The sequence below is a fragment of the Micromonospora alfalfae genome (assembly GCF_022230925.1).
Taxonomy (GTDB): Bacteria; Actinomycetota; Actinomycetes; order Mycobacteriales; family Micromonosporaceae; genus Micromonospora; species Micromonospora alfalfae.
Genome location: NZ_JAKKFH010000024.1, coordinates 71781 through 89890, shown reverse-complemented (window position 1 = coordinate 89890; position 18110 = coordinate 71781). Strand labels below are relative to the sequence as shown.

General features: G+C 72.0%; 19 protein-coding genes. 10 read left to right on the top strand and 9 right to left on the bottom strand.

The features are described from left to right. Positions 1-10 precede the first annotated feature (10 nt). Positions 11-664: an A24 family peptidase gene (locus MED01_RS19740; protein ID WP_238670037.1), complete on the top strand. Its 654-nt coding sequence runs from the start codon at positions 11-13 to the stop codon at positions 662-664. 120 nt (positions 665-784) lie between these two features. Here MED01_RS19740 and MED01_RS19735 read toward each other — a convergent pair whose 3' ends face one another. The 5 genes from MED01_RS19735 to MED01_RS19715 all read right to left on the bottom strand — a co-directional run bounded on the left by MED01_RS19735 (position 785) and on the right by MED01_RS19715 (position 7469). Further along, positions 785-3964: a UvrD-helicase domain-containing protein gene (locus MED01_RS19735; RefSeq protein WP_238670036.1), complete on the bottom strand. Its 3180-nt coding sequence runs from the start codon at positions 3962-3964 to the stop codon at positions 785-787. A gap of 61 nt (positions 3965-4025) precedes the next feature. Next, on the bottom strand, positions 4026-5273 hold the full coding sequence (locus MED01_RS19730; RefSeq protein ID WP_238670035.1) for a metallophosphoesterase: 1248 nt from the start codon (positions 5271-5273) through the stop codon (positions 4026-4028). Positions 5274-5287: 14 nt separating this feature from the next. Continuing rightward, entirely contained in the window at positions 5288-5542 is a 255-nt protein-coding gene (locus MED01_RS19725) for a MoaD/ThiS family protein (RefSeq protein WP_238670034.1), read from the bottom strand. 2 nt (positions 5543-5544) lie between these two features. After that, the gene (gene moaA / locus MED01_RS19720) at positions 5545-6558 is read right to left on the bottom strand and encodes a GTP 3',8-cyclase MoaA (RefSeq protein WP_238670033.1); all 1014 of its coding nucleotides are present in this window, start codon (positions 6556-6558) and stop codon (positions 5545-5547) included. Beyond that, a complete protein-coding gene (locus MED01_RS19715; protein WP_238670032.1) occupies positions 6555-7469 on the bottom strand; it encodes a fructosamine kinase family protein in 915 nt (304 codons plus the stop codon). Before MED01_RS19715 ends, moaA begins: the two co-directional genes overlap by 4 nt. A 173-nt stretch (positions 7470-7642) precedes the next feature. Here MED01_RS19715 and MED01_RS19710 point away from each other — a divergent pair, with 173 nt between their 5' ends. From MED01_RS19710 to MED01_RS19700, 3 genes are read left to right on the top strand one after another with little or no spacing between them, the layout of a single operon-like run. Beyond that, the gene (locus MED01_RS19710) at positions 7643-8686 is read left to right on the top strand and encodes a DUF4192 domain-containing protein (RefSeq protein WP_238670031.1); all 1044 of its coding nucleotides are present in this window, start codon (positions 7643-7645) and stop codon (positions 8684-8686) included. Continuing rightward, positions 8673-9089 carry a type II toxin-antitoxin system RelE/ParE family toxin gene (locus MED01_RS19705; protein ID WP_238670030.1) on the top strand — a complete coding sequence of 139 codons (417 nt, stop codon included), beginning with the start codon at positions 8673-8675 and terminating at the stop codon, positions 9087-9089. The genes MED01_RS19710 and MED01_RS19705 overlap by 14 nt, the downstream gene beginning before the upstream one ends. Beyond that, positions 9089-9406: a helix-turn-helix domain-containing protein gene (locus tag MED01_RS19700; protein WP_238670029.1), complete on the top strand. Its 318-nt coding sequence runs from the start codon at positions 9089-9091 to the stop codon at positions 9404-9406. Before MED01_RS19705 ends, MED01_RS19700 begins: the two co-directional genes overlap by 1 nt. Before the next feature lie 27 nt (positions 9407-9433). Here the strand turns inward: MED01_RS19700 and MED01_RS19695 are convergent, their stop codons facing one another. After that, positions 9434-10057 carry a TetR/AcrR family transcriptional regulator gene (locus MED01_RS19695; protein WP_238670028.1) on the bottom strand — a complete coding sequence of 208 codons (624 nt, stop codon included), beginning with the start codon at positions 10055-10057 and terminating at the stop codon, positions 9434-9436. Positions 10058-10106: 49 nt separating this feature from the next. Here MED01_RS19695 and MED01_RS19690 point away from each other — a divergent pair, with 49 nt between their 5' ends. Both MED01_RS19690 and MED01_RS19685 read left to right on the top strand, forming a co-directional pair. Further along, a complete protein-coding gene (locus tag MED01_RS19690; RefSeq protein WP_238670027.1) occupies positions 10107-11057 on the top strand; it encodes an NADP-dependent oxidoreductase in 951 nt (316 codons plus the stop codon). A gap of 252 nt (positions 11058-11309) precedes the next feature. After that, positions 11310-12026 (top strand): GAP family protein, encoded by a 717-nt coding sequence (locus MED01_RS19685; RefSeq protein ID WP_238670026.1) that lies wholly within the window; start codon positions 11310-11312, stop codon positions 12024-12026. Positions 12027-12040: 14 nt separating this feature from the next. Here MED01_RS19685 and fdhD read toward each other — a convergent pair whose 3' ends face one another. Further along, entirely contained in the window at positions 12041-12907 is an 867-nt protein-coding gene (fdhD, locus tag MED01_RS19680; RefSeq protein WP_238670025.1) for a formate dehydrogenase accessory sulfurtransferase FdhD, read from the bottom strand. 398 nt (positions 12908-13305) lie between these two features. Between fdhD and MED01_RS19675 the strand changes: the two genes are divergently transcribed. From MED01_RS19675 to MED01_RS19665, 3 genes are all read left to right on the top strand, one after another. Continuing rightward, entirely contained in the window at positions 13306-14247 is a 942-nt protein-coding gene (locus tag MED01_RS19675; protein ID WP_238670024.1) for an NTP transferase domain-containing protein, read from the top strand. Next, a complete protein-coding gene (locus MED01_RS19670; RefSeq protein ID WP_238670023.1) occupies positions 14244-14510 on the top strand; it encodes a DUF6457 domain-containing protein in 267 nt (88 codons plus the stop codon). The genes MED01_RS19675 and MED01_RS19670 overlap by 4 nt, the downstream gene beginning before the upstream one ends. 81 nt (positions 14511-14591) lie before the next feature. Further along, a complete protein-coding gene (locus tag MED01_RS19665) occupies positions 14592-15698 on the top strand; it encodes a T3SS (YopN, CesT) and YbjN peptide-binding chaperone 1 (RefSeq protein WP_238670022.1) in 1107 nt (368 codons plus the stop codon). Positions 15699-15704: 6 nt separating this feature from the next. On the opposite strand, the gene MED01_RS19660 is transcribed toward MED01_RS19665, so the two are convergent. Then, positions 15705-16661 carry a zinc-binding dehydrogenase gene (locus MED01_RS19660; RefSeq protein WP_238670021.1) on the bottom strand — a complete coding sequence of 319 codons (957 nt, stop codon included), beginning with the start codon at positions 16659-16661 and terminating at the stop codon, positions 15705-15707. Positions 16662-16733: 72 nt separating this feature from the next. Beyond that, positions 16734-17198 (bottom strand): Lrp/AsnC family transcriptional regulator, encoded by a 465-nt coding sequence (locus MED01_RS19655; protein WP_238670020.1) that lies wholly within the window; start codon positions 17196-17198, stop codon positions 16734-16736. A 59-nt stretch (positions 17199-17257) separates the two neighbouring features. On the opposite strand from MED01_RS19655, the gene ddaH reads away from it, so the two are divergent. Next, on the top strand, positions 17258-18091 hold the full coding sequence (gene ddaH, locus MED01_RS19650; RefSeq protein ID WP_238670019.1) for a dimethylargininase: 834 nt from the start codon (positions 17258-17260) through the stop codon (positions 18089-18091). The last annotated feature ends 19 nt before the right edge of the window (positions 18092-18110 follow it).

Below are 18110 nucleotides of genomic sequence, written 5' to 3'. Positions count from 1 at the left end.
CGTCCGGCCCATGTCGGCCGCCGCGCTGGTGTCGATCGCGCTGCTCGGCGCGCTGGTCGGCCTTGTCGTACCCCTGGTGTCGCGGCGCTTCGCCACGGCGGACGCCCGGCCACTGGCGTTTCCGGGGCCGCAGCCGGTCCGGCGGCCCTGGGTCGACCCGATGGTGGCGGCCAGCGTCTTTGTCGGCCTCGCCGTCGCCGTGGGTGACGACAGGGCGTTGCCGGTCTTCCTCGCGGTCGCGGCGGTCGGTCTGGTGCTGGCGCGGGTCGACCTGGCCTGCCTGCGGCTGCCCGACCCGCTGGTGCTCGTCGCCGGGTTGCTGGCCCTCGGAGGGCTGAGCACCGCGGCGCTGCTGTCCGGCACTCCCGGCCGGCTGCTCGGCGCGCTGGGAGGTGCGGCGTTCGCGGGTGCGGCGCACGTGGTGTTGGCCCTGCTACCCGGCTCACGGCTGGGTTTCGGGGACGTGAAACTCGCCGCCGTCCTCGGCCTGCCGCTCGGCTGGCTGGGGTGGGGCACCCTGCTGGCCGGGCTGCTCCTGCCGCACGTGCTGCACGGCGGTCTGGTGCTCGGCCTGCTCGCCGCCCGAAGGGTGCACCGGAACACACTGCTGCCGCTCGGTCCGGCCCTGCTGGTGGGCGCCTGGCTCGCCCCCCTCCTCACCTGACGCGCCCACGCCCAACCCACGCCCCGTCGATCTTGCAGTTTCTGCGCCGACACAAGGTGCATTCCACGCACAACGACGACCGAAAGTGCAAGATCGACGAGGCGTGGGTTGGGGCGTGGGTCAGATCAGGCGGAGTTGGCGATCCTTGGGGCGGCGGGGCTCGGCTTCGCCGAAGCGTTCGAAGAGGCCCGGGTCGATGGTGTTGAGGAACGGCGAGGGGGCGCAGTCGCGCTCGGTGCCGTGCCGGGTGCGGCGGGCGGCGTGACTGACGTACAGCCGGTCCTGGGCCCGGGTCAGGCCGACGAAGAAGAGCCGGCGCTCCTCGGCGACGGCGTCCTCGTCGGGCGTCGAGCCCGGCCAGCGCAACGGCAACAGGCCGTCCTCGACACCGACCAGGAAGACCACCGGGAACTCCAGGCCCTTCGCGGCGTGCAGGGTGAGCAGCGTGACCGCCTCGGCCCGCGGGTCGAGCGCGTCCACCTCCGCGCCGGTGGCCAACTGCGACAGGAAGGCCTCCAGGTCGTCACCGCAGCGTCGGGCCAGCGGGGTCAGCAGGTCCACGGCCGAGCGGACGTCCTCGGGACGGACAACGCTGCCGCCGCCGTCCAGGGTGGGTACGGCGAACCGCTCCGCGACCACCTGACCGGCCAGCCGCACCCGGGCGGCAAGTGAGCCGGCCACACCGTCGGCGTGCCGTAGCTCGCGGGCGATGGCGGCGACCCCGGGCCGGTCCCGCAGCCGGTCGTGGGAACGCTTCTGCACGGGGATGTTCGCCCGGGTCAGGGCGTCCACGATCGGGGCGGCCTGCGCGTCGGTGCGGTACAGCACCGCGATGTCGGAGAACGACAGCGAGGTGGACCGGCCGTCGATGCGGCCCGAGTCCAGCGAACGGTGCGACAACCCGCCGACCAGGTCGTCGACGGTACGCACCACGAAGTCGGCCTCCTCGGCCACTGACGCCGCCGGGTAGCGCCCGACCAGCGGAGCTTCCGGGTCGAGTCGGGCCGGGTCCAGTCGCCGGCCCCGGACCAGCGTGGACGGCGCGATGGCCTGCGCGGCGGCGGCCAGGATCGGCGCCGAAGAGCGGTAGTTGCGGTTGAGCCGGACCAGTCGGGCGTCGGTGAAGTCCTCGGAGAAGCGCAGGAAGTAGCCGACGTCGGCACCCCGGAACGAGTAGATGGCCTGGTCCGGGTCGCCGATCGCGCAGAGGTTGCCGTCGGCGGGGCTGAGCAGCCGCAGCAGCTCGTACTGCACCTCGTCGACGTCCTGGTACTCGTCGACGAAGATCCACTGCCAGCGGTCCCGGTACCGTTCGACCAACTTCCGATCGGCCCGCAGCAGCTCCACGGGCAGGGTCACCAGTTCGTCAAGGTCGACCAGGTCCTGCTTGCGCAGCAGCGACACGTACGCGGCGCTGTCGTCGCCGGCCTCGGTGCGTGCTGCCGTCCGCTCGGCGTCGTCGGCGATCCGGAAGTCGGCCGGGAGACCCGCCGCGCCGACGTTCTCCCGCAGGATGGTCAACCCCAACGCGTGGAACGTCCCCACCGTGACGTCCTCAGCGACCGGGCCGAGCAGGCCGTCGAGGCGGTGCCGCAGCTCCTCGGCGGCCCGACGGGTGAACGTGATCGCGAGGCAGCGCTCGGGGAAGACGTTCAGCTCCGCGCAGAGGTACGCGATCCGGTGGGTGAGCGTCCTGGTCTTGCCGGTGCCCGGACCGGCCACGATGAGCAGCGGACCGCCAGGTGCGGAGGCGGCCACCCGCTGCATGGCGTCCAGTCGGTCCAGCAGGCCGGTGCCGACCTCCTCCATGCCGGAGAGCATCGGCTCGAACGGCTCGTGCGGAGACGGCGGTGATGCGATCGGCGGCGCGGGCGCCGGGACCGGCTTCCGCTTCGGCTCCGCCTTGGCCGCCGCCGGACGCTTGGCCGGGACCCGGGGAGCCGGCTCCGCGGGTCGTCGCTGCGCCGGCACCGGTACGTCGAACAGCGTCTCCTGCGCGCCCAGCTCGGCCGGGTCGAAGAGCGTGATCACGCCGTACTCGCCGTCGTAACCGGGCACCCGGCGGACGTCGCCGCGCCGCAGCCGTCCGATGCCCTCGGCGAGCAGCTCACCACCGGTCTGCGCGATGTCGCTCAGCGGGGTCGTGGTCAGGATCTCCAGCTCGGGGCCGAGCGCGGCCAGCAGCTCGTTGAGGCGACCCTCGACCTTCTTCGACCGGGCACCCACCTTGTTGATCTCGCCGAGGATCTCGGCCAGCGGCACCAGGTGGGTGACGTCCCGGGCGTGCGCCGGACGGTGCCCGTCCGGGCGGTCGGCCAACTCCTCGATCCGGCTGAGGACACCCACGGTGAGTGGCTTGCCGCACTCGGGGCAGCGACCGCCCGCGGCACGGGTGCGCTCCGGAGACCAGTTGACCCCACACAGCCGGTGCCCGTCCGCGTGGTACTTGCCCTCCTCCGGGAAGAACTCGATGGTGCCGGCCAGGCCGTCACCGGTCCGCAGCGCCTCCCGAACGGCGAAGTAGTCCCGTTCGGCGGTCAACACTGTCGCCTCCCGGCCGAGCGCCGGCGGCGAGTGCGCGTCCGAGTTGGACACCAGTTGGTAGCCGTCCAGGCTGCCGACCCGCCAGTTCATGGCGGGGTCGGAGGAGAGCCCGGTCTCCACGGCGAAGATGTGCTCGGCGAGGTCGGCGTAGCAGTCGGCGATCGCGTCGAAGCCGGACTTCGAACCCAGCGCGGAGAACCAGGGAGTCCAGATGTGTGCCGGCACCAGATAGCCGTCCGGGCTGGCCTCCAGGGTGATCTCCAGCAGGTCCCGGGAGTCCAGTCCGAGGATCGGCCGGCCGTCGGAGCCGAGGTTGCCGATCCGGCCGAGCGCGGTGTTGAACCGGGCCACCGCGTCCAGATCCGGCAGGTAGATCAGGTGGTGCACCTTGCGGGTCCGGTCGTCCCGCTTGTAGATGGTGGAGATCTCCACGCTCAGCATGAAACGGACCGGGTCCGCCTCCGCGGTCTGCGCGAGTCGGGGTGGCAGCCGACGGGCGACGTCCCGTTCCGCCTCCGGGTCGAGCCGGTAGAGCCCCGGTTCGGCCGGGCGCAGCGTCTCCCGCAGGTGGTCGTACCAGGCGGGGTGGGTGAAGTCGCCGGTGCCGAGCAGGCCGATGCCCTTACGCCGGGCCCACCACGCGAGGTTCGGCAGGGTGAGGTCACGGCTGCACGCGCGCGAGTACTTCGAGTGGATGTGCAGGTCCGCGACGAATGGCGGTAGGCCACCGGGGGGTACGGCGCTGAACGGGGGCACGCCGCATCCTGTCACGCCCGCCGCGCCGGCCACCGGCCGCCACGCGCGTACGTGACCTCCGCTATGCCGAGCGCAGCTCGACCAGACTGATCTGCGGCTCCGCGCCGACCCGGACCGGCGGCCCCCAGAAACCGGCGCCGTTGGTCACGTAGACCTTGGTGCCGTCGACCTCGCCGAGCCCGCTGACCACCGGCTGCTCCAGCCCGACGGCCAGGTTGAACGGCACCATCTGCCCGCCGTGGGTGTGCCCGGACAGTTGCAGGTCGACACCGTAGCGGGCGGCCTCCTTGGCAGCCAGCGGCTGGTGTGCGAGCAGGACCACGGGTCGGCTCGGGTCGCGGTCACCCAGGGCGGCGGCGAAGTCCGGCCCGGCGGCGAGGCCGCTGCCGCCGGTCGCGTCCAGGTCGTTCACGCCGGCCAGGTCGAGCACACCGCCACGGGCCTGGATCTCCTGCCGCCGGTTCTGCAGGACCCGCAGACCGAGCCGGTCGACCTCCTGGACCCACTCCTCCACGCCGGAGTAGTACTCGTGGTTGCCGGTGACGAAGAAGCTGCCGTAGCGGGAGCGGAGGTCGCGCAGCGGCGCGGCGGCCGAGCCGAGTTCGGCCACCGAGCCGTCGACCAGGTCACCGACGACCGCGACGATGTCCGCGTCGAGCCGGTTGATCGCGGCGACGATCCGCTCGGTGTGTGCCCGTCCGCGCAGCGGGCCGAGGTGGATGTCGGAGACGGTGGCGATGCGCAGGCCGTCCATGCTGCGGGGGAGTTTGGCGAGGGGGATCCGCACCCGGTCGAGGTGGGGCGGGCCGAGCGCGGTACGAACGCCGTACCCCACGGTGCCGGTGGCGGTGAGGCCGGCGAAGATGGCCGCCCCACGGGCCAGCAGCAACCGACGGGACGGGTCGTGGTCCGGTGCCGCGACGGCGCCGGCTGCCGGTGGCTCGGTCGGCCCGGCGGCACCGACCAGCACCGGCTCCGGCGCGGCGGCGGTGGGCTCCGCGGCGACCACCCGGCGACGCAGCACCAGCCGGGCGACAAGCATTGGGACTTCCAGCACGACCAGTACGACGAGCAGGTAGAACATCAGCGCGAGCCACAGGTAGCCCGGCCAGGCGAGCCAGTAGAGCCCGGCCTGCGTTCCGGCGAGGGTGACCGGCACGAGCAGGGCCAGCACCAGGGCGGCGATCCCGCCGATCCGTCGCCAACGGCCCGGCGTGGTGGTGTCCCGAACGAGCCGCTTCCACAGGTAGAGGTGGATGAGGCCGGTGACCAGCGCCAGGACAGCCACGAACCCCAGAACCGCCATCATGTGTCGTGCCTCCCTCAGCCGCCCGCGAACGGGGGCAGGACATCGATCGTGGCCCCGGCCGGTAGGGGTGCCTGACGATCATGACAGGTGACGCCGTTCACGAGGAAACTCGCCACCCGCAGCACCCCGGCGAGCCGGTCGCCGTGGCGCTGGGTCAGCTCGGCCGCGAGGTCGTCCAGAGACGGCCCGGTGGGGATGGCCTCCTCGGCGCGGCCGGCGGCGGCGCGGGCACCTGCGAAGTAGCGGATGGTCAGCGGTGGCCCCTCCACGCTCAGCCTCCGATCGCGGACATCGGGCGGGTCGGCTGGAGGAAGGTGGGGTCGTCGATGCCGTGCCCAGCGCGCTTGCCCCACATCGCGGTACGCCAGCGCCGGGCCAACTCGTCGTCGTCCGCACCGGTGCGCAGCGCGGCGCGCAGATCCGACTCTTCGGTGGCGAAGAGGCAGGCGCGGACCTGACCGTCGGCGGTCAGTCGGGTGCGGTCGCAGTCCCCGCAGAAGGGGCGGGTGACGCTGGCGATCACGCCGACCCGGGCGGGGCCTCCGTCGACCAGCCAGGTCTCCGCCGGTGCCGCGCCGCGCTCGGTCGGGTCGGGGCTCAGATCGAAGACGGTACGCAGCGACGCCAGGATCTCCTCGGCGGTGACCATGGTGTCGCGGGCCCAACCGTGTTGGGCGTCCAACGGCATCTGCTCGATGATCCGTAGCTGGTAGTCGTGATCGAGGGCGAAGCGGAGCAGCGCCGGCGCCTCATCCTCGTTGACACCACGCATCAACACCGAGTTGATCTTCACAGGGCTGAGCCCGGCGGCCGCCGCCCCGGCGAGCCCGGCCAGCACCGCGTCGAGACGGGGGCGGCGGGTGAGCGTGGTGAACCGGTCCGGGTCCAGGGTGTCCAGTGAAACGTTCACCCGGTCCAGGCCGGCCGCCCGCAACGCCGGGGCCAGCCGGTCCAGGCCGATGCCGTTGGTGGTCAGCGAGACCCGGGGGCGGGGTTCGAGGGCGGCGACCGCCGTCACGATGTCGACCAGCCCGGCTCGGATCAGCGGCTCACCACCGGTGAACCGCACCTCGGTCACGCCGAGCAGCTCGACGGCCACCCGGACCAGCCGGACGATCTCCTCGTCGGTCAGCAACTCGGGGCCAGCCAGCCAGGGGAGACCTTCCGCCGGCATGCAGTAGGTGCAGCGCAGGTTGCACTTGTCGGTGAGGGACACGCGCAGGTCCCGGGCGACACGGCCGTACCGGTCGACGAGGACGCCGTCGGTCCCCGGGGCGGCGCTCACCTGTCGACCGTAGCGCGCTCGGCCCGGCTCAGGACGCCACGGGCGGTCTGGACGACCACATCTCGGAAGCTGACGCCGAAGAGTGCCGTGTGCACGAGCAGCAGATGCAGTTGATGCACCGGCACCCGGTCACGCCAACCGTCAGGTAGTGGCCAACTCTCCTGATAGGCGGCCAGCACCCGATCCAGGTGTGGGATGCCGCCGAAGAGGGCGAGCTGGGCGAGATCCGTCTCCCGGTGCCCGCCGTGCGCTGCCGGGTCGACGAGCCAGGCCCGGTCGTCGGCCCCCCACAGCACGTTGCCCGGCCACAGGTCGCCGTGGATGCGCGCGGGCGGCTCGTCGCCGCCGAGCCCGTCCAGCCGACCGATGACCTGCTCGACCAGAGCGGCATCGACGCTGGTCAGCGCGCCACCGTCGACCGAGCGTCGCAGGTAGGGGGCGAGGCGTCGCTCGGCGAACCAGGTCGACCAGCGCCCGCCGGTGGGGGTGTTGTCCTGTGGGAGCGAGCCGATGAACCCGGGCCAGCTGGCACCGAAGGCGGTTGCTCCCGCCCGGTGCAGCCCGGCCAACTCCCGGCCGAAGCGCTCCGCGGCCTCCGGCGTCGGTTCGCCGGGCTCCACCCAGTCGAGCGCCAGCAACTCCGGCAACACCACGATCACCTCGGGTACGCCGACAGCGCCCGCCTCCCGCAGCCAGCGCAGGCCGGCAGCCTCGGCGGCGAAGAATCCCTCCGGCGGCGGTCGGTCGGCGTCTTCAGGCCAGGATTTGGCGAAGACGGAGTGGCCGTCGTCGAGAGTGAGCCGGGCGGCCGCGCAGATGTTTCCACCGGCGACCGGCGTCTCTCGGAGCCGCTGATGGGTCCGGAAGGTCGGGAGGTGTGCCGGATGCGCGCGCAGGTACGCCAGGTCCATCAGCGCACGGTAACCGCTCCTTACGACAGCCAGGTGTCGCCCGACGACATCGGCGCTCTTTCCGCACCCGTAGGTGTGGCTTGAGCAGGGTAAACACGTTCAGTAACTGTGGATAAGCCGCGTGTCATCCACAGGGGTGGCCGGGCCCGGTACGCCCGCCGCAGGCTTCCGACATGACCTCGACCGAACGCCCTCAGCTCGCCGTCCGCTCACCCGCCGACCTGATCGCCGCTGTGCCGTACCTGCTCGGCTTTCATCCCACCGACAGCGTGGTCGCCGTGGCGCTGGTCGGCCGACAGATCGTCTTCGCCGCCCGCGCGGACCTGCCCGAGCCGACCGAGCTGGGCGGGCTGGCGGGGCACCTGGCCGGTGTGATCCGCCGGCAGGGCGCGGAGGCCGCCACCGTTGTGGGCTACGGGCAACCGGAGCGGGTCACTCCGGCCGTGGACGCGGTGCGCGACGCGCTGTACGACTTCGGGCTGCACGTGCTCGACGCGCTTCGGGTGACCGACGGCCGCTGGTGGTCCTACCTCTGCACCGAGCCCGACTGCTGCCCGCCCGAGGGCCGCCGCTACGACCCGAGCGTCAACCGGGTGACCGCCTCGGCGGTCTTCGCCGGTCAGGTCGCACTCCCCGACCGGGCTGCCCTGGTGGGGCAGGTGGCACCGGTGGACGGGCCGGCCCGGGAGGCGTCCCGGGCGGCCACCGCCCGCGCCGAGTCGAGACTGGCCGAGCTGATCGAGCAGGCGCCGGAGAGTGACCTGCTCGGGGCGCGGGCGTTGCGCGCCGCCGGGGTGGCGGCGGTCCGCGAGGCCCAGCGCCGCCAGCGGCGTGGTGAGCGGCTCGACGACGACGAGGTGGCCTGGTTGAGCCTGCTGATGACCCACCTGCCGGTCCGCGATCACGCCTGGGAACGCACCGACGGCCGGGACCGGGACATCGCCCTCTGGACCGACGTGCTGCGCCGCGCCGAGCCGGAGGTTGCCGCAGCGCCGGGTGCGCTGCTGGCGTTCGCCGCGTGGCGCGCCGGACAGGGCGCGTTGGCGGCGGTCGCGCTCGAACGCACGCTGAGCCTGCACCCCGACTATTCGCTCGCGCTGCTGCTGGACGACCTGCTCCGGCGGGGCGTGCCCCCGGCCGAGTTGGACGGCTGGCCGTCGGTCGGGATGCCCGGCGTCATCCGGCCCCGCAAACGGAGCCGACGTGGCCGCCGCTGATGAGCCGGTTCCCGATTGCCGCCCGGCTGCCGGAGACTCCCCGGCAGCTTTATCGCAATCTTGCTATAGTCGGCTCTGGCCAGTCTTCTTTCACCCGGAGGCCGTAACCGAGCTGCGAGCCATAGCCGCGATCGAACAGGCGGCAATCGGACACGCCGTCGAAAAGCTGGAGAGCCTCGGCCCCAACCTGGGCTACCCGCACTCCAGCAAGATCCGAACCGCCGACAACCTGCGTGAGCTGCGCCCACGTGGCGGACGTAGCCGGTGGCGCGTCTTCTATACCCAGGTTGTTGGCGCGTTCGTGGTCGGCGCTGTCGGTCCAGAAGCCAGCGTCAGTCAGCGGAACTTCGCCCGGGCCGTCGCAGCCGCAGAGCGAAGGATCAAGGACGTGGAGGTGGAGTGATGAAACGTTCCGAGCTCAAGACCTCGCAGCAGGTCATCGGCGATGCCAGCCGTCAGGACCCGGTGTTCCGCGCAGAGTGGGATCGGACAGCGTTCGCGCGCGAGGTCGCGCTTCGTATCGTGGGGTACCGCACCCAAAACCAGCTGACCCAGACCGCGCTCGCCCGCAAGGTGGGGATGACCCAATCAGTCATCGCGCGACTGGAATCAGGCGACCAGCCGCCGTCGATCGCGACGCTCGTCAAGCTTTCCAAGGGCACCGGTATGGAGTTCGACGTCAAGATCTCCCGCGGTGCCGTCGAGATCGTAGCCGCGTAGCCAGGCGGTTACTCCGCTTCACGGGACTCAGGGTGTCGAGAGCGGTAGGCGAACGGCTGGTGGCAGTGGCGTCCGCGCCGGACTTGTCTGGAATGACTGGATCATGAATGCCGCGAAACGGCGGGCGGCCGCCAGGCGGCTGGCGGTTGACTCGGCTCGGATGCCTTCGTTGGCCATCAGCGCCAGGATCAGGTCCTCCAGGACAAAGTCGTCCCGAAGTTCTCCTGTCGCTCGCGCCCGGTCGACGAGTTCGGCCAGCATGCGCAGTGTTCGGGTGCGATCGGCGGCGAAGCCGGCTTCCTGGGGAAGCTGACTGATGAAGGCGCGGGCGAAGCCTCGATCGTGGGCGTGCGTCTCCATGAGCTTCTCCACCACCAGGCGGAAACCCAGCCAGGCATCGGGTTGAGCGAGGCCCTCCTCGACGATCGCCGAACACACGGTCATCTGCTCGGCGAATGCGTCGGCGAGCAGCGCGTCCTTGGTGGGGAAGTGCCGGTAGATAGTGGCGGCGCCCACCTGTGCCCGCCGTGCGATCTCCCGGATCGGCACGTCGAGCCCGTTGGTCGCGAACGCCAGGCGAGCGACGGCCAGAATGCGCTCCCGGTTGTCGCGCGCATCCGACCGCTGGGCTTGTCTCACTTCGACCGTCACCGGTCTCACTTTAGCTAACCGGACGGGGTGCTCCGTTACGGTTCGGCCCATGAGAGCTGTCGTATTTGCCCAGTTCGGGCCACCCAACGTTGTGCACGTCGTCGAGGTGGTGGCCCCGCACGCAGGGCCGAGTGAGGTCCGTATCGCTGTCCGGGCGTCCGGGGTCTCGACAGGGGAGGTGCTGATTCGCGCCGGCAAGCTGGCCGACATGGTGCCCGTGACGTTCCCGTACCGGACCGGCTTCGAGGCGGCTGGGGTGGTTGACGAGGTTGGTGAGGGCGTTACCGGCGTCACCGTCGGCGATCAGGTGTTCGGCATGGCCTCGCCGACGACGCGTGGCGCCAACGCCGACCACGTGGTGCTGAGCGCGTGGGCCGCTAAGCCCGTCGCCTGGAGTTGGGAGGAGGCGGGCGGCGCTGCCGGCAGCGTCGAGACGGCCACCCGCGTTCTTGATCGGCTCGGGGTCACAGCGGGGCACACCGTGCTGGTGAACGGCGCGGCCGGCGCGGTCGGCAGTGTCGCTGTCCAGGTGGCAGCCGCCCGTGGCGCCATCGTCATCGGCACGGCGAGTGAGCGCAATCATGAATTCCTGCGTTCACTCGGCACGGTGCCGACGACGTACGGCCCCGGGTTGCCCGACCGCATCCGCCGGCTGGCGCCGGACGGGGTCGACGCAGTCTTCGACTGCGCCGGAGGAGCACTGCCCGACCTGATTGCCATCGCCGGAGATACGGCACGCGTGGTGACGATCGCCGACTTCGCGGCCGCCGCCCACAAGGTCCACCTGTCGCACGGCGCACCTGCGGATCGGACTGGCAAGGCAGTGGGGTCCGGTGCCGATGTGCTCGCGGTACACGGCCTGGACATCGCGGTGCGCCTTGCCAAATCCGGTCGGCTGCACATTCCCGTCGCGGCCACGTTCCCGCTGACCGGGGCTGCGGCCGCACACGAGTTGAGCGAGGCGCACCACGCACCTGGAAGGATCGTTCTCATCAACTGACGTTGTTGCCTGCCGCAGAGACCGCCAGCCGCGTCACTTACCGCAGGCGAGCATCCTTCTGGATGTCTGGTGGGACAACCGTCAGTCGCTGGGGTCGATCTTTTCGCCAGCCCGACGAAGCCCGCCCAGGCGGGTTCCCCCGGCAACGCCCTCCGTCGAAGGATGTACGCGTTGCTCCTGTCCACGGCCGACGCGGCGGGGCTCACCGCCGCCGGAGAATGATCTCGTGACCGTTCTCCGCTCTGGTACGACATGACCCCCGAGTTGCTGCTGTCGCTGGCCGGGCTGGCGTTGATCGACAGCACCAGCATCGGCACCCTCTTCATCCCGGTCTGGTTGCTGCTCGCCCCCGGGCCGGTCAACGTCCGGCGGATCCTGGGCTACCTCGCCACCATCGCGGTGTTCTACCTCGCGGTGGGGCTACTGCTGGTCTGGGGAGGCAGCAGGCTGGGCGACGCGCTGGGCGGCGCCCTGGACAACCGGGGCGTCCTCTGGGCACAACTCGTTCTGGGCGTGGCGATGCTGGCGCTCAGCTTCCGCTACGACGGCAAACGGCGTCCTCGTACCGGTGGTGTGTTGCGCTGGCGGGACCGGGCCACCGCCGGAGATTCCTCGGCCCGCTGGTTGGTCGGGCTCGCGCTGCTCGCGGCGCTTGCCGAGGTGGCGACCATGCTCCCGTACCTCGGTGCGGTGGGTCTCCTGGCCACCTCAGGGGTGGGAGCGGCGAGCGTGGTGGTGCTGCTCACCGGGTACTGCCTGGTCATGGTGCTGCCGGCGATGCTGTTGCTGGGTGCCAGGGTGGCCCGCCCGCGACTGGTCGAGCCGGTGCTGGCCCGCCTGAACACCTGGATCGTCACGAAGGCGGGCAGCGCGTTTGGCTGGATCCTCGGCATCGCCGGTTTCCTGATCGCCCGTGACGCCGCCGCACGGCTGGCCCTGTTCGACCTGATCGACCGGATCGGTCGCTGACTCGGCCGCTCGGGTCAGGCTGGCTGCTCCACAGTGATCCGGTGCGGCCTGGTGTAGACGTTCATGGTCCGCCCGCGTAGGAAGCCGACAAGTGTCATCCCCGCCTCGTCGGCCAGTTCCGCGGCGAGGGTGCTCGGGGCGGACACCGCCGCCAGCAGCGGCAATCCCGCCATCCACGCCTTCTGGGTCAGCTCGAAGCTGGCCCGTCCGGAGACCAGCAGCAGGTGCCCGGCGAGCGGCAGCCGGCGTTCCCGCACGGCCCAGCCGATCACCTTGTCCACGGCGTTGTGCCGGCCCACGTCCTCCCGGAGCACCACCAACTCACCGTCCGGGGTGAACAGGCCCGCCGCGTGCAGCCCGCCGGTCCGATCGAAGCCGCGCTGGGCGGCGCGCAACCGGTCGGGCAGCTCGGCGAGCAGCGTGGCCGGGACGCTCAGCGGGTCCGCCGCGACCGGAAAGAGCGACCGGGTGCGTATCGCGTCGATGCTGGCCTTGCCGCATACCCCGCAGGAACTGGTCGTGTAGAAGTTCCGGGACGGGTCGGTGATCGGTTCCGGTACGCCGGGGGCGAGCACCACGTCCACGACGTTGTACGTGTTCGGCGTCTCCGCGCCGGCGCAGAGTTGCGCTGTCAACACGTCGTCGGTCGACCGGATCAGCCCCTCCGTCAGCAGGAACCCGATGGCCAGGTCCAGGTCGTCGCCGGGAGTGCGCATGGTGACGGCGAGCGGCCGGCGTCGACCGGGGCCGGCCGCGCCGACCCGGATCTCCAGCGGTTCCTCCACGGCGAGCGTGTCCGGTCGGCGGACCGATCCGCGTCCGGCGGTCGCCGCGTCCAGGTCGATCCGGAGTACGCCACGTCGATCAGTTGCCCGTCCCATCTCGCCATCCTCCACCCCCAGCCGGCACACCCGCACAACCACCGACCATCAGCCCCCCAACCGCCACCCCCACCCACCCCGTCCAACCCCGTCCAACCCCACCCACCCCCGCCCCGCGCACCCCCCACTCCACCCAGCACCACCCCACCCCGCCCCGCCCCAGGGCGTTGATCATGAAGTTGTTTGCGCGTGTCGTCGGCGTGTCGAGCAATAACTTCATGATCAATGGGCCGGGCGGGGCCGGGCCGGGCCGGGCCGCGCCGCGCCGCGCCGGGCTGGGGCGGGGCGGGGCGGCAGGGTCGGAGGCCCGGGTGGGGGCCTCGCGATCGGGCCCGTTTGAGCGTCGGCCCGTTTGAGCGTTGGCCCGTTTGAGCGTCAAGCACGGCTACGGTGGCCGGGTGGGGACGTATGCCGCAGTGGTGCTCGCGGGTGGGGCCGCCCGACGGATGGGCGGGCTGGACAAGCCCGCGCTTCCGGTCGGCGGCCGGCCAATGCGTGACCGGGTGCTGGCCGCCGTCACCGACGCGACGCAGCGGGTGCTGGTCGGTGCGGCCGACGCTGTGCCGGCGGGTGTGCGGGTCGTCCGGGAGGACCCGCCCGGCGGGGGTCCGGTCGCGGCGGCGGCGGCCGGCCTGGCGTTGCTGGATCCCGACACCACACTGGTCGCGCTGCTCGCCGCCGACCTGCCGCTGCTCACCCGGGCCGCGATCGGCGACCTGCTGAACCACCTCGACCAGGAGACCCCCGACACCCAACCGGCGGGCGGCCACTCCACCCCGGCCTCGCTGGCCCGCCCCGGCCTAGCTCCGGCGCCTCCGGCCGGCGGTGGCCTCGCTCCGGCGCCTCCGGCCGGCGGTGGCCTCGCTCCGGCGCCTCCGGCCGGCGGTGGCCTCGCTCCGGCGTCGCCGGCCGGCGGTGGCCTCGCTCCGGCGCCTCCGGCCGGCGGTGGCCTCGCTCCGGCGTCGCCGGCCGGCGGTGGCCTAGCTCCGGCGCCTCCGGCCGGTGGCCGCCTCGCTCCGGCGTCGCTGGCCGGAAGTGGCCTCGCTCCGGCGTCGGCCCGCGGTGGCCTGGACGGTGAGCTGGGACCGGACGGGGCGTGCTTCGTGGACGGGGACGGGCGGCGGCAGTCGCTCTGCGGTGTCTGGCGGGTCGCCGCGCTGCGGGCAGCTGTGCACCGGCTGACTGTCGAGCGGGGCGGCAGTCTGTCCGGAGCCCCGGTGCGGGCCTTGCTGGCCGGTCTCGTCGTGCGGGAGGTGGCGTGGTCCGGCGAGGGCCCGCCGCCGTGGTTCGACTGCGACACTGACGAGGACGTACGCCGGGCGGAGGAGTGGGCGCGATGACGGTGATGGACGACTGGGTCACGGCGGTGTGCGCCGAGTTGGATCTGGACCCGGCCGCGGTGCCGGTGCCGGCGGTGCTGGATCTGGCCCGGGACGTCGCCCACCAGGTGCTGCGTCCGGGGGCGCCGATCACGGCGTACCTCTTCGGGTTGGCGGTTGGCCGGGGCGCGGCGCCGGCGGACGCCGCGGCCCGGCTCAGCGCGCTGGCGGGCGCCTGGCCGGTCGAGCTGGGCGCCGACCCCACGGACCCGACGGCCTCCTGACCGCCGCTGTCCGATCCCGGTCGGGGCTGATTCGAGCCACGGGCGGCGTGGGTAGGGTGATCGTGACGGACGGAGGCGATCATGACGGCTGACCACCCCTCGGCGCCGCACGGTGAGCTGCCCGGTGCTTCGACTGAGCCGGCGGAATCGATCCTGCTCGACGAGCCCAGCACCACCGACCTGCGGGCGAAGGTGACCGAGGCGTGGCGGGAGTTCGCCCGCGCGCTCGCCGTACGGCTGCGGGAACTTCCCGTCGGCGCGCACCTCGACGTGACCCTGGACCCCACCGCGTCCGGCACCGGGGACGCCGTCTATTCGATAAGCGTCGACGTGGACGCGGACCGGGTGTTGTCCGCCCGCGCGGTCGGCAACGCCGCTCTGCCGGCGGGCTACCGACTGGACCGGGGCGCGGTGGCGGACATGGTCGCGCTCGGTTGGTCCCCGCCCGGGGTGGTCGCCGGCTCCGGCGGTTCGTTCGGGCTGAACGCCACGACGGCCGAGTCGACCCAGGTCGCCACTCTGCTCTCCCGCACGCTGCGGGACGTCTACGGTGCTCCGCACCCGGCCTTCCTCGTCTATCTGGTGCACGACGCGGAGGGCGAGCCGCTGACGGTGGAACCGCTGGGCACCGCCCGCAGCGAGTTCGGTCCGGACGCCGACGTCGAGGCGGACCTGGAGGAGGCGTTGGCCGAGGCGGCTGCCGCTCAGGTCGAGCAGGACGACGTGCTCGACCTGGCCGATCGGGTCCGCACAGTGGTCTCCACCATGTTGAAGTCGGACACCGACCGGTTGCAGATCGACTCGGACGGCGACATCACCATCCGCGCAGGCTCGGCGATGGTCTTCGTGCGGGTGCGGGACAATCCGCCTCTGGTGGACGTCTTCTCCCCGGTGCTCACCGAGGTGGAGCCGACCGAGCGGCTCTACGTCAAGCTCTCCGAACTGACGAACCGGATGCCGATCGGCCGCCTCTACTGCGCCGACGACACGGTGTGGGCGTCCATCCCGGTGTTCGGTCGCAACTTCCAGGCGACCCATCTGATGCTGGCGGTGCAGGTGATGACCGGTCTCGCCGACGAGTTGGACGACCGCCTGCACGGCGAGTTCGGCGGCAAGCGGTTCTTCGGTGAGGGTGACAAGCCGGTCCGGCGCGACGAGTCGGAGCACCGCACCGGCATGTACCTCTGAGCCCGATCAGGCCACGTCCAGCAGGGTCTTTCCGATCGTCGCGCGCGCCTCGATGGCGGCGTGCGCGTCGGCGGCGCGTTCCAGTGGGAAGCGCTGGCCGATGAGCGGTCGCAGCTGGCCGGCCGCCGCGTCCGCCAGGGCCCGTTCGGTGTACGCCCGCAGCCGGGCCGGTGGCACGTCCGGGCGGACCATTGTGACCTGGCGTGCCGTGGCGGCCTCCGCCGACACCGGGGACCACTCCCCGCTCGCCAGCCCGAAGCTGACCATCCGGCCGCCCGGAGAGAGCAGGTCGAAGGCGGTGCGGGCCACCGGGCCACCGACCCCGTCGAGCACCACGTCGACCCCGCCCACCGCAGCGCGGACCTGCTCGGCCCATTCAGGCAGCAGGTAGTCGACGGCCAGCTCGGCGCCAAGGCCGGGTAGCAGGTCCACCTTGCGTCGCCCACCGGCCACGCCGATCACCCGGGCCCCGGCCCGGACCGCGAGCTGCACCAACAGGCTGCCGACGCCGCCGGCCGCGGCCTCCACCAGCACCCGGTCACCTGGGCGGACGCCGACCGCCTCGATCAGCATGGTGGCGGTCCGCCCGTCGGCCAGCAGTGCCACCGCCTCGTCCAGAGCCAACCCGGCCGGTACCGCGATCGTCGCCGACGCGTCCACCGCGGCGCGTTCGGCGTAACCGCCGGAACCTCCGGTGGCGCTGACCACCCGCTGCCCGGTCAGCGCCGGGTCGACGTCCGACCCGACCGCCGTGATCACCCCGCCGACGCCGTTGCCGGGGATCAGCGGTGGGGTGAGGCGGAACGGGCCGGGGTGGCCGGCGCGCAGTTGCGTCTCGATGAAGGTGATGTTCGCGTGCGCGACGTCGATCAGCACCTGGCCGGGACCGGGGACCGGGTCGGGCGCGGGGCCGGGCACCAGCACCTCGGGTCCGCCGAACTCACGTAACCAGATCGCCCGCATGACAGTCCCCTCGGCCCGGATGGGCTGCCTCGCCCACTCGGGGCCAGTCAATCTCCTCAACCTGGGTTGAGGTCAAGAGGTGCTGGCGGACGGGCCGACGCCGGGTGATTCGACCAGTCGGGAGAGCACGATGGTGCTGCGGGTGGAGGTCACGAAGGATTCGCCACGCAGCCGCTCCAGTGCTGCCTCCAGGTGGGCGATGTCGGCGGCGCGCAGGTGTACGAGCGCGTCCGCCTCCCCGGAGACGGTGTAGGCGCCGACCACCTCGGGGTGTCGGCGGGCGGCCACGCCGATCTGCGCCGGGGTGGTCCGGCCGGCGCAGAAGAGCTCGACGAAGGCCTCAGTGGTCCAGCCGACGGCGGCCGGATCAACGACGGCAGTGAATCCCCTGATCACGCCGGTGGCGCGCAGGCGGTCGACGCGACGTTTGACCGCTGGGGCGGAGAGTGACACCCGGGCACCGATGTCGGCGTAGGACGCACGGGCGTCCGCGACGAGTAACGCAATGATCCGCTGGTCTACCGCGTCTATCTGCAACGTTCCGCCTCTGGAAAGCAACGCTTGTGGCTGTTTTCAAAGTTCTACGGTACCTACTCTTGGTGACCGTGAACCAGCAGCGTTTCCCGCGAAAGCGGACATATCTCATGTGCTCGCCGGAGTACTTCGCTGTCGAGTACGCGATCAACCCGTGGATGGACGTGACCACACCGGTGGACCGGGACGCGGCCGTCAAGCAGTGGGACCGGCTGCGCGAGACGCTTGTCGGCCTCGGCCACGAGGTGCACCTGCTCCCCGCCGAGCAGGGCCTGCCCGACATGGTCTACGCCGCGAACGGCGGCTTCGTGGTGGACGGCAGCGTCTACGGCGCCCGGTTCAAGCACGAGCAGCGGGCCGCTGAGGCCGCCGCCCACCACGCCTTCTACGAGGCGCAGGGCTGGCGGTTCATCGCACCCAGCGAGACCAACGAGGGTGAGGGCGACTTCGCGTACGTGCCGGAGGCGCACGGAGGGCTCATCCTGGCCGGGCACGGCTTCCGTACCGAGATCCCCGCGCACGCGGAGGCGCAGGAGGCGCTGGGCCGTCCGGTGGTGTCGCTGCGTCTGATCGACCCCCGCTTCTACCACCTGGACGTGGCGCTCGCGGCCATCGACGACGCGAACGTCGTCTACTTCCCGGGCGCGTTCTCGGCGGCCAGCCAGCGGGTGCTCACCCAACTCTTCCCGGACGCGGTGATCGCCGACGACGAGGACGCGATGGCCTTCGGGCTCAACCTGGTCAGCGACGGCGCGAACGTGGTGCTCAACAGCGAGGCCACCCGCCTGGCCGGCAAGCTCAAGGCGGCCGGGTACACCCCGGTCCCGGTCGAGTTGGCCGAGCTGAAGAAGGGCGGCGGCAGCGTGAAGTGCTGCATCGCCGAGTTGCGGCACTGACCCAGTGAACGTCTCGGGG

Excerpts from the sequence above, each read along its gene's own strand:
- MED01_RS19740 (WP_238670037.1), top strand. The coding sequence starts at position 11 with ATGTCGGCCGCCGCGCTGGTGTCGATCGCGCTGCTCGGCGCGCTGGTC.
- MED01_RS19730 (WP_238670035.1), bottom strand. The coding sequence starts at position 5,273 with ATGATGGCGGTTCTGGGGTTCGTGGCTGTCCTGGCGCTGGTCACCGGC.
- MED01_RS19715 (WP_238670032.1), bottom strand. The coding sequence starts at position 7,469 with ATGGACCTGGCGTACCTGCGCGCGCATCCGGCACACCTCCCGACCTTC.
- MED01_RS19710 (WP_238670031.1), top strand. The coding sequence starts at position 7,643 with ATGACCTCGACCGAACGCCCTCAGCTCGCCGTCCGCTCACCCGCCGAC.
- MED01_RS19700 (WP_238670029.1), top strand. The coding sequence starts at position 9,089 with ATGAAACGTTCCGAGCTCAAGACCTCGCAGCAGGTCATCGGCGATGCC.
- MED01_RS19690 (WP_238670027.1), top strand. The coding sequence starts at position 10,107 with ATGAGAGCTGTCGTATTTGCCCAGTTCGGGCCACCCAACGTTGTGCAC.
- MED01_RS19685 (WP_238670026.1), top strand. The coding sequence starts at position 11,310 with ATGACCCCCGAGTTGCTGCTGTCGCTGGCCGGGCTGGCGTTGATCGAC.
- fdhD (WP_238670025.1), bottom strand. The coding sequence starts at position 12,907 with ATGGGACGGGCAACTGATCGACGTGGCGTACTCCGGATCGACCTGGAC.
- MED01_RS19670 (WP_238670023.1), top strand. The coding sequence starts at position 14,244 with ATGACGGTGATGGACGACTGGGTCACGGCGGTGTGCGCCGAGTTGGAT.
- MED01_RS19665 (WP_238670022.1), top strand. The coding sequence starts at position 14,592 with ATGACGGCTGACCACCCCTCGGCGCCGCACGGTGAGCTGCCCGGTGCT.
- MED01_RS19660 (WP_238670021.1), bottom strand. The coding sequence starts at position 16,661 with ATGCGGGCGATCTGGTTACGTGAGTTCGGCGGACCCGAGGTGCTGGTG.